This is a genomic window from Desulfosporosinus youngiae DSM 17734, assembly GCF_000244895.1.
GTDB lineage: Bacteria > Bacillota > Desulfitobacteriia > Desulfitobacteriales > Desulfitobacteriaceae > Desulfosporosinus > Desulfosporosinus youngiae.
This window is the reverse complement of the sequence record NZ_CM001441.1, coordinates 1,959,738-1,973,303: the sequence shown is the minus strand read 5'-3', so window position 1 is coordinate 1,973,303 and position 13,566 is coordinate 1,959,738. Positions and strand designations below refer to the sequence as shown.

Here is a 13,566-nt window from a genome sequence, read left to right as displayed (position 1 = left end):
GTTACCTGGATAAGCTGGTGGATGAGTTGGCAAGGAACAGCAATGTAGAAAGAGTACAAGGATATCTTTCAGGAGGAGGGTACTATGCCGGAAAACTCAACCGTTCTTGTGGTGGACGACGATCCTGAAATACGGGAAATTATTCATATATTACTGCAAAGAGAAGGCTTTGCGGTGCAGGAAGCTGCCGACGCAGACACCGCATTGGCAAGGCTTACACCTGCGGTTGATTTAGCTATTCTGGATATTATGCTGCCGGAAAAATCCGGATTTGAGCTGTGTTCGGAAATCCGGAAAGTCACCACCATCCCCATTTTATTCCTGACCGCCAAAAACCAGGATGCGGATAAAGCCGAGGGATTTTCCTGCGGTGGCGACGATTATCTTGTCAAACCTTTTTCTTCAATCGAACTAATTTCCAGGGTAAAGGCCCTTCTGCGCCGATATCTAATCTATCAAAAGCAAGCGCCTGCCGCTAAAAAAGAAATCAGGCTCCGGGATTTATGTCTGGATTTGGATACGGGAGCCGTCTCCCGTTCAGGAGAAATAATTGCCCTGACCAGCATGGAATATCAGGTGTTCCGACTCTTATTGCTCAATCGCCGCAAGGTTTTTGCTGCTAAAGAAATATACGAACACATATGGCAGGAGCCCTTTCTTCCTCTTTCCAACAACACGATCATGGTCCATATTAAAAACCTGAGAAGAAAATTAGAGAAGGATTTAGTCCATCCCCAATATATTCGTACTGTTTGGGGAAAGGGGTATTATATTGAATAAAGTAAACCGTGAATATAAGCTGTCCCGAACCTTGATGATAACGGCTGTTTTGGCATGTCTTGCTTCTGCTTTGCTTTTTATCGGTCTGCAGTACCTATCCCGGGGCCTCATCTATGATTATTGTAAAAAGCCGGAGGTGATTTCCGCTCACATTGAGAAAAAAATAAACAGCCTGCGGCAGTATATCCAAGACAACAACATCTCTTTGTCGGAACTCTCCGAGCTGGATCACTGGATGCGGGGAAATGAATTAACGGAGATCGTGATTTATCACGACTCTATGCTGGTCTATAGTTCCCATACCCTGTCACCCAGCTTTACCTTTCCCAGCCAGCCCAAGTTTCCCGACTTTTATCTATGGCATAACAAATATGTATTGATTTTCCCGGAGGGAACCGCGGAAGTTTATATCAAGGATTTTTTTGAACACCGTTATCTAGACTATACGACTTACTTCAATTTGCTGCTCTTCTTCCTCACTTTTATTTCCATCATGGTCTTTTTCATCCATAAAAAGGTATCTTATATCAATACCTTGGAAAAGGAAATAAGAATTTTAGAAGGCGGCGATCTCCATTACCCGATTACCATCAAGGGCAACGATGAGCTGGCCTCTCTGGCACAGGAAATTGATGAAATGCGCAAAGCGGTCATCGCGCGGGAAGACTACGCTGAACGGGTCAGAGTGGCCACCAACACATTGATGGCCGGTGTTTCTCATGATCTCCGCACTCCTCTTACGGCCTTAATCGGTTATCTGGAGGTACTGGAGGGTGAAGGCATCCCTGCTAAGGAGAGTCCTTTCCTTCTCAAATGTAAACAGCGGGCCCTGCAAATTAAAGACTTAATTAACCATCTGTTTGACTATTTTTTCATATCCACCAACGATTATAAGGAAATTGAATTAAAACATTACCCTGCTCCCAAAGCCTTGAGTGAGATAATCCATGAGTATATCTATTTATTGGAACAGAGCGGCTTTACTGTTTCCCCTGCTATTGAACTGCCTGGGGGGACGATCAAAGTGGACGCCGGCATGATTCAGAGAATATTTGACAATATGCTCTCCAACGTTCAAAAGTACGCTGACCCTGCCCATCCCGTTCGGCTGCATAGTACAATTGGCCCCGGCGAGCTGGTTTTCGTTTTTGAAAATCATATCCGGAATTCCCTGGAACCTGCTCCCCAAGCAGGGCTTGGCTTAAATAATTGTCAAAAAATCATGCTTCTGCATCAGGGGCGGTTTAGTTATGAGCAAAAAGATCATCGATTCACAATTCAACTTGCTTTTCCGCTCATCTAAGCACTGCATAAAGAGGGTGGCCTGAAATCAGGCCACCCTCTTTACCAAGCATCCTCGTCCAAAGGTTATCTCACCTATTCCCCACTTGAACCACCTGGTCACACAGGCGGTTCAGAAGGCTGATCTCATGGCTGACCACAATAAGACCGATCTTTCTGCTTTGGCAAATATCGAGAAAAACATGCCAGATCCTGGCCTGGGTAATAGCATCCAGCATAGTAGTCATTTCGTCGGCAATAATATAGCGCGTGTTTGGGTTCAAAGCACGCACAATACAAAACCTCTGCAGCTCTCCGCCGGAGAGCTCAATGGGCCATCGCTTCCGCCAATCCTCCCGGATACCGAAAGCATCCAAAATATCCTGGGAAGGGGAATAGGTTTCGGTTAGTACATCGTCCATTTTCCAGCGGGGATTGATGGCCTTTTCCGGGTGCTGATAGATTAATTGGACCGGGCGAAAACCTTTTGAGGCCAAAGGCTTAGAATCCACGCTCACCCTGCCGGTCTGAGGTACTATATATCCGGCTAAAATTCTGGCCAGCGTCGTTTTCCCGCAGCCGCTGTATCCGGATAAACCAAGGACTTGACCAGGTGATACCTTGATGTTCATGTTCTTAAAAATCCACTGATCCTTTTTATAATAAACCCCCAGGTTCTCTCCCCTCAAAGCCATTATGCTTCCCACCCCAATTCCCGGTACGTAAAACCATTTTGCGGCAAGGCCCGCCATAATCTTCTGGCATAGTCTGTTTTCAACTGTTCCCCCGTTCCGGAAAAGGCGGATACCTGGGAGACCTCTATGGTCTGCCCGTCGTTAATCACAGCAACGCGATCCGCAATTTTAACCGCGGACATGATGTCATGGGTGATGAGCATGACCCCGGCACCCTCCCGGGCAAACTGCCGCAGCTGCTTGAGAATTTCTGCCAGGGCCTGGGGATGGATGCCGGGAGTTGGCTCATCGGCTATGACCAGCTTTACCCCCTCTCTGACACTGGTGGCAAACAACACCCTGCGCAGCATCCCTCCGGATAATTCATGGGGATATAGTTTGCCGTCGCTTTCCTTTAATCCGTAATGGGCAAACAGCCTTTGCTGCTTTTCCTGGGCACTTTGTTTATCCAATCCGATCTGAACCTGCCTTCCCATGGGCATCAGGGGATCCAGATAATTCACCGACTGAGGGATAAACGAAATTTCCCGGCCCCGCAGTCCCGCTTTGCGCTTTTCAGTTAACTCTTCCCCACGATATATAATACTGCCGGAGCAGATGGCATTGGTAGGGAGAATGCCCAGGATGGCATGGGCCAGCAGGCTTTTCCCTGAGCCGCTGGCCCCCAGAACCGCAACGATCTCCCCCGCCTCAATATCCACCTGAAGATTGGAAATGGGCTGAATGACACGTTTTTGAGTTCCTCTAAAGTATTGGGAAAACCCAATGGACAAGTTTTCCACTTTCAATAACGGTTGCGCTGTTTTAAGCATGATTCCTACCTCCTATTCGTTGGAGCTGGCCGGGTCCAGCAAAATTCTTAGTTGTTCGCCAATATTATCAAAGCTCTTGGCCACAAGAATCAACAGAATTCCCGGGAACAGGATCAGCCACCATTGGCCTGTAGAAAGATGGCTCATGGCTTCGGACAGAATAATCCCCACAGCCGGCGTTTGCGGCGACAGCCCAAAGCCTAAAAAAGTGAGAGCAGCCTCATGCAGGATGACATGAGGAAACATTAAGAACGATCCAATCATGATTTGTGGAAACACAGAAGGCATGACATGTTTTCTGGCAATATACCAGGCAGACTTACCATAGCTTTGGGATAGTTGGATGTATTCCGCACTTTTTATCTGCAGGACTTCGGCCCGTACCACCCTGGCCAGTGAGGTCCAGTGGGTCATGGCTACGCCGATGACGATGCCCCGTATCCCCCCGCCCACGATATAACAGATTAAAATCATGAAGATCAGGTGAGGCATACCGATGAAGAGGTCAATGAGCCAGGAAATCACTTCATCTATTTTTTTACCGAATATGGCTGCCGCAGTTCCGAGAAGGGTGGCCACAGCAACACTGATGACCGTAGCAAAAATTCCAACGGCCAGGGACAGCCGCAGCCCTTTCATCGTTCGGGTAAACATATCCCGGCCCAGCCAATCCGTGCCAAACAAATGTTGCAAGCTTGGCATAAGATTCTTGCTGGTATTGTTTACACGAAGATTGTCATTGCTTAAAATAAAGCTGAGAATAAGGATAAAACCGATCAGGCAGACGGAAAAGCCAATCATCCAAAGGATCTTTTTGCGGGCATTGCCTGTTTTTCCTGTGTCAAGAAGAACATCCTCTTTCCTTCCTAATTGCTCTAGCATCTTATATCCCCCCTTTTAATCCGCGGGTCGACAATGGTATTTAAGATGTCCGCAATAAAATTGCCAACAAACACAAACACGGAAGCAATTAAAATAATTCCCAGCAGCAGAGGAAGATCTCCTTTTAAGCCGGCGGTGGTCAGGGTGCTGCCCAATCCCGGGTAAGCAAATACCTGCTCCGCCAAAACGGAACCGCCGAATAATTCACTGAAATAAGCAAACTGAATGGAAATAGCCGGGATAATGGAGTTGCGGAAACCATGGTTTTTAAAAATTTCCCAGGTTGTTTCTCCTCGTGCTCTGGCAAAGGTAACGTATTCCGTATTGAGGATATCGATCATTTTTTCCCTGGTATGCATGGCGATATTGGCAACGCCTAAAAGGCTTAAAGTCAAGGCAGGGAGAATGAAATGGCGGAGGCGGTCCGCCCAGGTAACGTCGGCATCCACTAAGCCAATGGGTTTTGTCAAGCCGATTGGAAACATTTCCAACCAGACTGCAAAAACCAGCAGTAAAATTAAAGCCAGCAAAAAGGTGGGAATAGAAACCAGAACATAACTGTACCATTTAATGAAACGGTCCAGCAGCTTGCCCCGTTTGATGGCGGCCACCGCTCCCAGTATATAACCGAAAACACCGGACAGCAGCCATGCTGTGCCCATGAGGGCGAAGGAGGTCATAGCCCTGCTTTTAATAATGTCCATAACGGGGACTCTATACAGCTTGGACATGCCAAAATCGCCGTGCAGCAAAGCACCTGCCCAGGAAAAATATTGTTCCACAGGAGATTTGTCAACCCCCCAGTATTCCTTCAGTTTTTCCAGTTGTTCCTGTGACATCGAAGTATCACTTACCGCATAGGCATTAACAGGGTCAATAGGAGACAAATGGATTAACCAAAATGTCAGGATGGATAAGCCCAACATCAGCGTAATCATGCGCAGAAAGCGCATGAGGATTTTTTGAGACATGAACACGGCACCTCCTGTTGTCGATAGGGATCCTGTTCAAACAGGTGCGTTCAAAACGCCAATGCTTTGGTCAAGCGTTTTAGACGCACCTGTTCTGATCGGGTATCCAGTGTTATTCCTTGCTGGACCACTCAGTGATATTGCCAAACAGCCCAAATTCATAGCCATGGGTATGCATGAGCTGGTTGCCGATATCCACCTTATCATTCACCAGGTACAAATGGTCGACCCGGGCCAGCCAAACGATGGGAACGTCACCAAGGGGGCTGAAACCGGTTTTCCCATCCCATTGGGCCAGCTTCCAATACTTATTGGCTTCTTCCTGGGTAGAGGCATGCATGGCTTTGTCCAGATAATCGTCCACCGCAGGATTTATATAGTGAGTCAAATTATTATAACCGTGATTAAATACCTTCGAAGAATACATGGTATACAATTGATGGGGATGAAGCCGGCCTCCCCCCCACAAGCAAGCATTGGCCTTGCCCTGAACAAATATTTCATCCCAGGTGGCGCCGGTGATATTGATCTTGATCCCCAGGCCAAGGGCTTGATCGGCAACAGCCAAGGCGATGTCGCCGCGCAGCTGGTCACTGGAAGGAAAATACAAAGCAAATTCCGCTTTCAGCCCATCCTTCTCGACAATGCCATCTCCGTTGGTATCCACCCATCCGGCCTCTGCCAGCAATTGTTTAGCATCTTCAACCCGGCCGTCCTCAATGACCGTTTTTTCATTAAACCAGGGTGTGCCGTCAACAATAGAGTAGGCGGCTTTTCCGTATCCGTTCATGGTGATATCAATAATTCCCTGACGGCTTAACCCGATGTTCAGCGCCTGACGGATGGCCAGGTAAGAGGTAATGTCATGGCCGACTTTGACTTCGTTGCTGTTAATGTACCCGGTTTCGCCGCTGGGCAGAACCGGAAGGGTAACGCCTCTGGAATCAACGCTCTCCAGAACATGTAAGGTCATTCCTTGGAGGGTCTGTCCCGCAAATTTAGGGGGAATGTAACAAATATCAACTTGTCCGGCCTTCGCCGCTGCAAAAGCGGCATCTTCCCCCAGCAGCAGGAAGGTGAGTTTCTTAAATTGGGGCTCGTCACCGTACCAATAGGGATTATAGTCCATAATGATCTGTTCGCCATTATCATACTGCGTTACCTGATAGGGTCCGGAGCCAATTGGATTTTTTGAATAGTTGTCATCGTAACTATGTTTGGGCACAATGCCGATTTCAGAAAGCTGGCTGACAAATGTGGAACGCGCTTCTTTCAAGGTGAAAATAATGGTGTCACTACCGTTAATCTCAATTTTATCGACAAAGGAAAGGTCAAAGGCGATTCCGTCCTCCTTCAGCATTTCATAGGTAAACAGGACATCCTCTATAGTAACCGGGTCACCGTTGGAAAATTTCGCATCATTGCGGATTTTAAAGGTCCAGGTATATCCGTCTTTACTCGTCTCAAAGGATTTGGCAAGATCGCCGACAAAGGTTAAGTCCTTCGTGGGCTTAAGCAGCGAACTGTGGGTTAGCCGGATTTGCCCGATGGCACCCCATGTCTTTTTAGGATCGAACATCCCATAATCGGCCATTCCCACAGCCAGGACCAGTTCGTCCTTCTTCCCTTCCTCCGGCGCCTTTGCAGTCGTCGGGGAGGGACCGCACCCGGGCAGACCAGCCAAAAGAACGACAACCAGAAGAATCAGCAGGGGGGCGAACCGCTTCCGAAGCAAATATAACTTGGGCTTGTTCATCTTTTCGACCTCCATAAAAATTGTTTAAGTACTTACCTGCACCTTTGCCGATGATCGGGTAAACTCCTATTCCTCCCGGCAATTTAGGTCTGCTCAAGTAAGTTAGCTGCCTCTAACTATAAAAACCTCTTGTCCAATTTCAATTTCTTTCAGCTAATCTTTAGAATTCTTCAGAATCATTAAAAAACAAAAAACCCTTTTCCAAACGGAAAGGGGTTCTATCCTGTGTTTAATAATAGTGTTCTGAACACACTATCCACCTCCCTAACATCCCGTAGGTTATCTCGAATCTGGGACATGAGCAGGTCTCCTGGCTTAAGTTCCTCATTAACTCCCGTCTTCCCGGATATAGCTTTCCAGTGACATTATGGTGAGTTAACTTCCTTCTACAGTGGCGGGCACCGCGTCAGCTTCGACTGACTTCCCTTAAGATTTTTCCTATGAAAAATCGCACTCATCCCCATATGAAATTATAGATATAATAAGAAATTTCTTGTCCAATTTCAATCTATTTTGGCGAATCTTTAGAATTCTTCAGAATTACCTTCTTCAGAATCCCTAAACCTAAAACAAAGCCCATTCCTTTGAACCTGATTATGATTAGTGATACTATAAATCAAACTAACGGGAACTACTCCTTTCAATTCCTGATACAGAGACTTCGTTTTTTCCCCATCCTTAAAACTAAGATAAATATCTTCTTGGCTCTCCCGTTCAATCCATAAGGTAGGCGATGCTCCAGATTTAACAAAAAGCAAAACCTTCCCAAGATCAGGAGAATCAAAGTGGCCTTTCAGGGATTCACTAAATCCTCCATAGCCATTGGTCCGGCGGCCGGCCCCCAGGTCTACCACACTTTTCCCGATCAAGGATATAGAAGAAATCAATATACGTACGCCATGAATCCGAAAAACTAAAAAAGAAATACAAACCACTTAGTATAAAGCTTAATACAGAGGAGGTTTTTTAGCACGATTGCCACAAAAAAGCGGATGCGGTAAATTTCATAAGTAAGGGAAATACGAGAGCTACATAGTCGAAGAAGGTGGTGAACGTCGAACTTGCATAAAGCAAATTCGTTGTATTCGGTGTCATAGAGCCTACTCGGCGAGCAGTTGCCGCAGCTTTTCAGTCCGTTAGGTGGGGGCTATTTGACGCTCACTTCCCAAGCGTAATTTCCTACTTTATAATTCCCTAAAAAATAATCATTCCCCGAGACGATGCGCCCATCTTCCAAGACTGCACTCTCTTGATTGTCTTCTATTACCCTTAAACAATTTACCAAGTTGCATACACCAATAATTGCACCTGTCGGCAGATTTTTGGGGGTTAATCCGTATCTGTCGAGCAAATCCTGGACGGTCTTATGGCTACAAAATTGACGATCTATCTTTTTACTTGTATGAATCGCCAATGAACCGCGGTAGTTCGTTTTCCACGTCCTTGATTCATAGTGTGCCTCAGTGAACTACACACCACCTAAGAGGTGGGTGCTTCCTGCTCAACCTAGCTATTGCTAGGAGTATCAACAGGCTAACCCCGTAATCCCTACGGTTCTTTGGGTGCTATCTTATGCTATCAAGGCAAGTAGTCTCAACCCTTCATCTCTGATATTTTTAGAAGCATTATAGTCTCGATCAACGGTGCATCCACAGGAGGAACAAATCCACTCTTTATCGGAAAGTTCCAACTCCTTGTTAATCCCACCGCAGTAATGACAGGTTTTGGAGGAAGGAAACCATTTATTAACTTTGACTAATAATTTTCCTTCATTCTCTAGCTTGTATTTTAGGAATGTCGTGAACATTCCCCAAGCATTGTCACTGACTGATTTTCCGAAATTCAGACATTGGCTCATTTCTTTCATATTCAAGTCTTCGATCACTATTGCATCATAGCTATCCACTAATTCTCTTGACCTCTTATGGAGGAAATCCTTTCTGCAATTGGCAACCTTTTCATGCACCTTGGCAACTCTGACCCTTTGCTTACGTCGGTTGTTGCTTCCCTTGGTACACTTTGCTAACTTACGTTGCTCTCTTGCAAGTTTCTCAATTGCTTTACGGTAGAATCCTGGATACTCTGCCCTCACACATTGGCTATCTGTATAAAGGTTTTTCATATCAAAGTCTAACCCCAAAACATTTTCCCTTGTTGGAGAGATTGGTTGTACATCTTGAAAATATTCAACCAGGATGCTCACAAAATAGTTGCCAGAGGATGATTTGGATATAGTACAAGACTTAATAATTTGATTGCCGGGTATTTCGCGGTGTTGTTTCAACTTAACAAAACCAAGCTTTGGAAGTTTGATTTGCTTATCTCCAAGCCTAATATTGTTGTTGACGTTATTGGTTGTATAAGAATTCTTATCTCGATGTTTAGCCTTGAACTTTGGAAATCCAATCCGTTTATCTCTAAAGAAGTTGTTGTAGGCAGTTTGCAAATTCATCTGCGCATTTGCCAAGGCTAGGGAATCAACTTCTTTTAGCCAAACAAATTCAGCCTTATATTTAGCAGGAGTCGGTGACTTATACTTCTTCAATTCAGCTTCATTGTCTTTGAATTGCTCGTATAGCTCAATTCGTTCCTCTAACATTTTGTTGTAGACGAACCTTACACAACCAAATGTTTTGGCAAATAATAGTTCCTGCTCTTTGGTTGGCATCAATCTAAAATTGTAAGCCTTGTTCATACCTTTTCACCTCCTTGATTTTCAATATATCTCTTAATCACTTCAATGGGAACTCCACCCGTTGTCACTAAGCAGAAACTTCTTGACCCAACGTATTCCTTCCACAACTGTTTTCTTAGGAGGGAAATTCCTTCTTCCCTCAAACTATCAGCCTTCCAGAAATTGCTACTGATTATAATTATATAATAGGTACAACAAATAACAAGAAGATATCACAAATTCATCCCCCACCTAACGAGGTGGGAGAATTCTTTGTGAACGCAGGTTAAATAAGAAAAGGCTTGCCCAAGGTTGAATCATTGAAAGCACCTTCATAAGCATACACTTCCTCTACAAATGGCTTCAGGCATAGGGGATCAGCTCTAAGTACTTTGTATAGGATGAACCAACCATGAAATCCCTATACGTTTCGCCAAAGCCGGCTGACATACAAATTCGCCGGCAGCAATCCGTTCAGACTACGTACTTTTTTATCAAATCAGCCAGTTCAATCACAATCATTGAAATAGCGGTCGAAGATGTGGCTCAACTCCTCTCTGGAAATCCCTCCCTCGTAATCGCTGAATGACGGTCCGTGATCAGTTTTCATTTTTTAGGCTGGCCGCGTTACGGAACAGAAACCGTGATAAATCTCTTTTCTCCTGTGCTGAAGGGCAGCCAATGCAATCATATATCGACCGCAAAGTTAGTTTTGAGAAAGTCCCGCAGTTTCGGCAAATAAAATTGTTTTTGAATATCTCTTTTGATGCTGGAGACACTTACAATATGCAAGTCCAACGCAGGACATAAAATTCGGTCAGCGAAACCCTGGGCCCACTCACCTCCCCATGTTCTGTCGTGTGCCGGTATCTTCGTTGATATTGTACAACAAACGACAGACGGAGACCGACGGTTTCATCCCATTTTATGCCTCTCGCTGAAAGGAATGGTCATAAAAATGAAAGCAGTTACGTACCAAGGCAAAAGAGATATGCAGGTCAAAAATGTAGCAGATCCTGTTTTGATAAAGAACGATGATATTATTGTAAGAATCACATCCACTGCGATTTGTGGTTCCGATCTCCATATTTATCAGGGTGCATTGCCAGCTCAAAAAGACTATGTAGTCGGCCATGAGCCAATGGGAATTGTCGAAGAGGTAGGCCCGGAGGTCACGCGTGTCAAAAAAGGCGACAGAGTCGTATTGCCTTTCAATGTTGCCTGCGGTCATTGCCACTACTGCCAACATGACATGGAAAGCCAATGTGACAATGCCAATACGTATCCTAATCCGCATAAAATAGATACGGGCGGTTACTTTGGTTTTACAGACCGTTACGGCGACTATCTCGGCGGCCAGGCCGAATTACTGCGTGTGCCGTATGGGAATAACATTCCTTTCCTCATCCCGGAATCATGCGAACTGCCCGACGAGTCGGTACTTTTTCTATCCGACGTACTACCAACAGCTTATTGGAGCGTTATCCATGGCGGAGTAAAAAAGGATGATACGGTCGTCGTTCTCGGCTGCGGCCCAATCGGTTTAATGGCACAAAAATTCGCTTGGATGAATGGAGCTAAACGGGTTATTGCCGTTGACAGCCTACCCTACAGACTACAAAAAGCAAAACAAATCAACAATGTAGAAACGATTAACTTTGAAGAAATTGCCGATACCGGACACCATATCCATGAACTAACAAGCGGCGGAGCGGATGTAGTCATTGATTGTGTAGGCATGGATGGCAAAAAAACACCCCTTGAAGCTGTTGAACAAAGTATAAAGTTGATTGGCGGCACATTAAGTCCGCTCAAAATCGCCTCTGATGCCGTCCGCAAATGCGGCACTATCCAGATTACAGGCGTTTATGGCGCAAAGTACAATCAGTTTCCGCTTGGAGGCATTTGGGAGCGAAATATCAATCTAAAAATGGGTCAAGCGCCTGTCATCCATCTCATGCCAATGCTATTTGAGAAAATCATATCGGGAGAACTCGATCCAACCCGAATTATTAGCCACCAAATCCCGTTGGATCAGGCGAGCGAAGCCTATCGGATATTTAATGACCATGAGGATGAATGTACCAAGGTCATTCTGAAACCATAATAAAACAAACCTGCATCCTATGTGAATCCTGTCTTTTCGTCTAACGGCATGATGTGTGGTCCAGCTATGTATCCGAGCATTGACATTAGAGCGTCCTACTAATTTGACACCCTGACCCTTCATCGCAGGGATAATCATCCTAGGAGCTATTTGAAAATCAACTAAAATTGCTCTGTGGATTAGTCGCACAGCGTCGATTTCCCGAACTTCAGCGATATGGTTTCTTATTTTCTGTAAGCCCGACCAAATAGTCAATGCTGGTTTTATAAAACTTAGCGAGTTTAATCTTGACTCCCCCCTTTCTACTTCCCCATCCTCTCCTCCATCGTCTTAATCAAAAACCCATTCAGCTTCTTCGCATACTCCTCATGCACTTGGGCATCAACCTTGGCCAGCAAATCCATCTCATAACTCAGTTCTTTGAACGCTTTCTCCAAGCTCTCGAAGCAAAAAACGATTTTAGACGTGAGCAGCTTGATCTGGGCAGCCGCCAGCTGATTGCTCACCCTTTGGTAGCTCTTTAAATTCGAATTTTCCGCCAGCTTCTTATTCTCCATGGTCTTTTTCTCAACATCCTGCTGCAGTTCTTGCTTAGACTTCCGCAAATCGATGGTAATAAAAGGTGTCGAGGACTATTTAAATTCTTACTATGCCGACCTCCAACGAGACAAAGGCTTCCCCGGGAGAAATAAATCCCAGGAAAGCCTTTGTTGTTATATGCTTATTCTTTCTTCCAATCAGGATATGTTCCAAGACTTTCATAGGGAGTAATTGACTGACACCTTCAGCCATTGCCCCACTCCCCATTGGCAATGGCTGGAGAGTTATTTAACGGGAACTACTCCTTTCAATTCCTGATACAGAGACTTCGTTTTTTCCCCATCCTTAAAACTAAGATAAATATCTTCTTGGCTCTCCCGTTCAATCCATAAGGTAGGCGATGCTCCAGATTTAACAAAAAGCAAAACCTTCCCAAGATCAGGAGAATCAAAGTGGCCTTTCAAGGATTCACTAAATCCTCCATAGCCATTGGTCCGGCGGCCGGCCCCCAGGTCTGCCACACTTTTCTCGATCAGAGATATGGAAGAAATATCGGAAAAGTCAACGCTCAAGCCATACATGCCAGCAATTCGGATTTGATTATCCGAAATTTTGACTACAGGTTCTTTCTCCCCATAAAAAAGCAGGCCACCTACGAAAATAAAGGTCACTGCAGTAAAAACCAGGGCAACGATGATACCGCCTCGGGAAGTGGTCTTTGGCATTTTGGCGGACATTCTGACTGATAAAATAATTGGATCGGCTATGAGAATAACCATAAGGATAATCGTTCCCCAACTCAATTTGAAATAGATCGTGAGACCTAATAATGCTAAAGCAAGCGCAGCTCTGAACATTAAGTTTCCGGCAGCTTTTGAAAGCTCCCTTTTATCGATCAGATCCCGCTCTTCTTTGGACATGGTGTTGTATCCCGCCAAAAGCATAAGCCCTTTTCCTTTTTTCAAGAATAAGCCCAGCACAAGAAGCAGGACAGCACAAACCTCCATTATGATCATGCTCAACATTGCTTATCCCGCCTTTCATATTATGCGCTCATCATCATACGCC

13 protein-coding genes, 3 pseudogenes and 1 riboswitch are annotated in these 13,566 nt (G+C 45.3%); of the genes and pseudogenes, 4 read left to right on the top strand and 12 right to left on the bottom strand.

The window, feature by feature from the left end; all coding sequences use genetic code 11:
• Positions 1–84: 84 nt before the first annotated feature.
• Both DESYODRAFT_RS09210 and DESYODRAFT_RS09205 read left to right on the top strand, forming a co-directional pair.
• Entirely contained in the window at positions 85–780 is a 696-nt protein-coding gene (locus tag DESYODRAFT_RS09210; protein ID WP_007782173.1) for a response regulator transcription factor, read from the top strand.
• Entirely contained in the window at positions 773–2,083 is a 1,311-nt protein-coding gene (locus DESYODRAFT_RS09205; RefSeq protein WP_007782172.1) for a HAMP domain-containing sensor histidine kinase, read from the top strand. The genes DESYODRAFT_RS09210 and DESYODRAFT_RS09205 overlap by 8 nt, the downstream gene beginning before the upstream one ends.
• Before the next feature lie 70 nt (positions 2,084–2,153).
• Here the strand turns inward: DESYODRAFT_RS09205 and DESYODRAFT_RS09200 are convergent, their stop codons facing one another.
• The 8 genes and pseudogenes from DESYODRAFT_RS09200 to DESYODRAFT_RS27795 form a co-directional block, all read right to left on the bottom strand.
• A complete protein-coding gene (locus tag DESYODRAFT_RS09200; protein WP_007782169.1) occupies positions 2,154–2,756 on the bottom strand; it encodes an ABC transporter ATP-binding protein in 603 nt (200 codons plus the stop codon).
• Positions 2,756–3,568: an ATP-binding cassette domain-containing protein gene (locus DESYODRAFT_RS09195; RefSeq protein WP_007782167.1), complete on the bottom strand. Its 813-nt coding sequence runs from the start codon at positions 3,566–3,568 to the stop codon at positions 2,756–2,758. The genes DESYODRAFT_RS09200 and DESYODRAFT_RS09195 overlap by 1 nt, the downstream gene beginning before the upstream one ends.
• Positions 3,569–3,580: 12 nt before the next feature.
• A complete protein-coding gene (locus tag DESYODRAFT_RS09190; RefSeq protein ID WP_007782164.1) occupies positions 3,581–4,450 on the bottom strand; it encodes an ABC transporter permease in 870 nt (289 codons plus the stop codon).
• Complete coding sequence (locus DESYODRAFT_RS09185; RefSeq protein ID WP_007782161.1) at positions 4,444–5,421, bottom strand: ABC transporter permease; 978 nt, start codon at positions 5,419–5,421, stop codon at positions 4,444–4,446. The genes DESYODRAFT_RS09190 and DESYODRAFT_RS09185 overlap by 7 nt, the downstream gene beginning before the upstream one ends.
• 112 nt (positions 5,422–5,533) lie before the next feature.
• The gene (locus tag DESYODRAFT_RS09180) at positions 5,534–7,177 is read right to left on the bottom strand and encodes an ABC transporter substrate-binding protein (RefSeq protein ID WP_007782159.1); all 1,644 of its coding nucleotides are present in this window, start codon (positions 7,175–7,177) and stop codon (positions 5,534–5,536) included.
• Between the two features lie 283 nt (positions 7,178–7,460).
• Positions 7,461–7,650, bottom strand: a riboswitch (cobalamin riboswitch).
• Between the two features lie 51 nt (positions 7,651–7,701).
• Positions 7,702–8,064 carry a hypothetical protein gene (locus DESYODRAFT_RS09175; RefSeq protein WP_042338388.1) on the bottom strand — a complete coding sequence of 121 codons (363 nt, stop codon included), beginning with the start codon at positions 8,062–8,064 and terminating at the stop codon, positions 7,702–7,704.
• Between the two features lie 683 nt (positions 8,065–8,747).
• Positions 8,748–9,872 (bottom strand): RNA-guided endonuclease TnpB family protein, encoded by a 1,125-nt coding sequence (locus tag DESYODRAFT_RS09170; RefSeq protein WP_007782154.1) that lies wholly within the window; start codon positions 9,870–9,872, stop codon positions 8,748–8,750.
• Positions 9,869–9,982: pseudogene (locus tag DESYODRAFT_RS27795) on the bottom strand (transposase); the annotation flags it as partial. The pseudogene DESYODRAFT_RS27795 and the gene DESYODRAFT_RS09170, both read right to left, overlap by 4 nt.
• Positions 9,983–10,263: 281 nt before the next feature.
• Here DESYODRAFT_RS27795 and DESYODRAFT_RS28090 point away from each other — a divergent pair.
• Both DESYODRAFT_RS28090 and DESYODRAFT_RS09160 read left to right on the top strand, forming a co-directional pair.
• Positions 10,264–10,440, top strand: a complete 177-nt coding sequence (locus tag DESYODRAFT_RS28090) for a hypothetical protein (protein ID WP_157137144.1) — start codon at positions 10,264–10,266, stop codon at positions 10,438–10,440.
• A gap of 369 nt (positions 10,441–10,809) precedes the next feature.
• A complete protein-coding gene (locus tag DESYODRAFT_RS09160; protein WP_007782151.1) occupies positions 10,810–11,958 on the top strand; it encodes a zinc-dependent alcohol dehydrogenase in 1,149 nt (382 codons plus the stop codon).
• Positions 11,959–12,166: 208 nt separating this feature from the next.
• Here DESYODRAFT_RS09160 and DESYODRAFT_RS29100 read toward each other — a convergent pair.
• From DESYODRAFT_RS29100 to DESYODRAFT_RS09150, 4 genes and pseudogenes are all read right to left on the bottom strand, one after another.
• Positions 12,167–12,247 (bottom strand): annotated as a pseudogene (locus DESYODRAFT_RS29100) (helix-turn-helix domain-containing protein); the annotation flags it as partial.
• 13 nt (positions 12,248–12,260) lie between these two features.
• A pseudogene (locus tag DESYODRAFT_RS09155) lies at positions 12,261–12,566 on the bottom strand (DUF3102 domain-containing protein); the annotation flags it as partial.
• A 28-nt stretch (positions 12,567–12,594) separates the two neighbouring features.
• Complete coding sequence (locus tag DESYODRAFT_RS28085; RefSeq protein WP_007782149.1) at positions 12,595–12,750, bottom strand: hypothetical protein; 156 nt, start codon at positions 12,748–12,750, stop codon at positions 12,595–12,597.
• A 32-nt stretch (positions 12,751–12,782) separates the two neighbouring features.
• On the bottom strand, positions 12,783–13,523 hold the full coding sequence (locus DESYODRAFT_RS09150) for a DUF3784 domain-containing protein (protein WP_007782148.1): 741 nt from the start codon (positions 13,521–13,523) through the stop codon (positions 12,783–12,785).
• Positions 13,524–13,566: the final 43 nt, after the last annotated feature.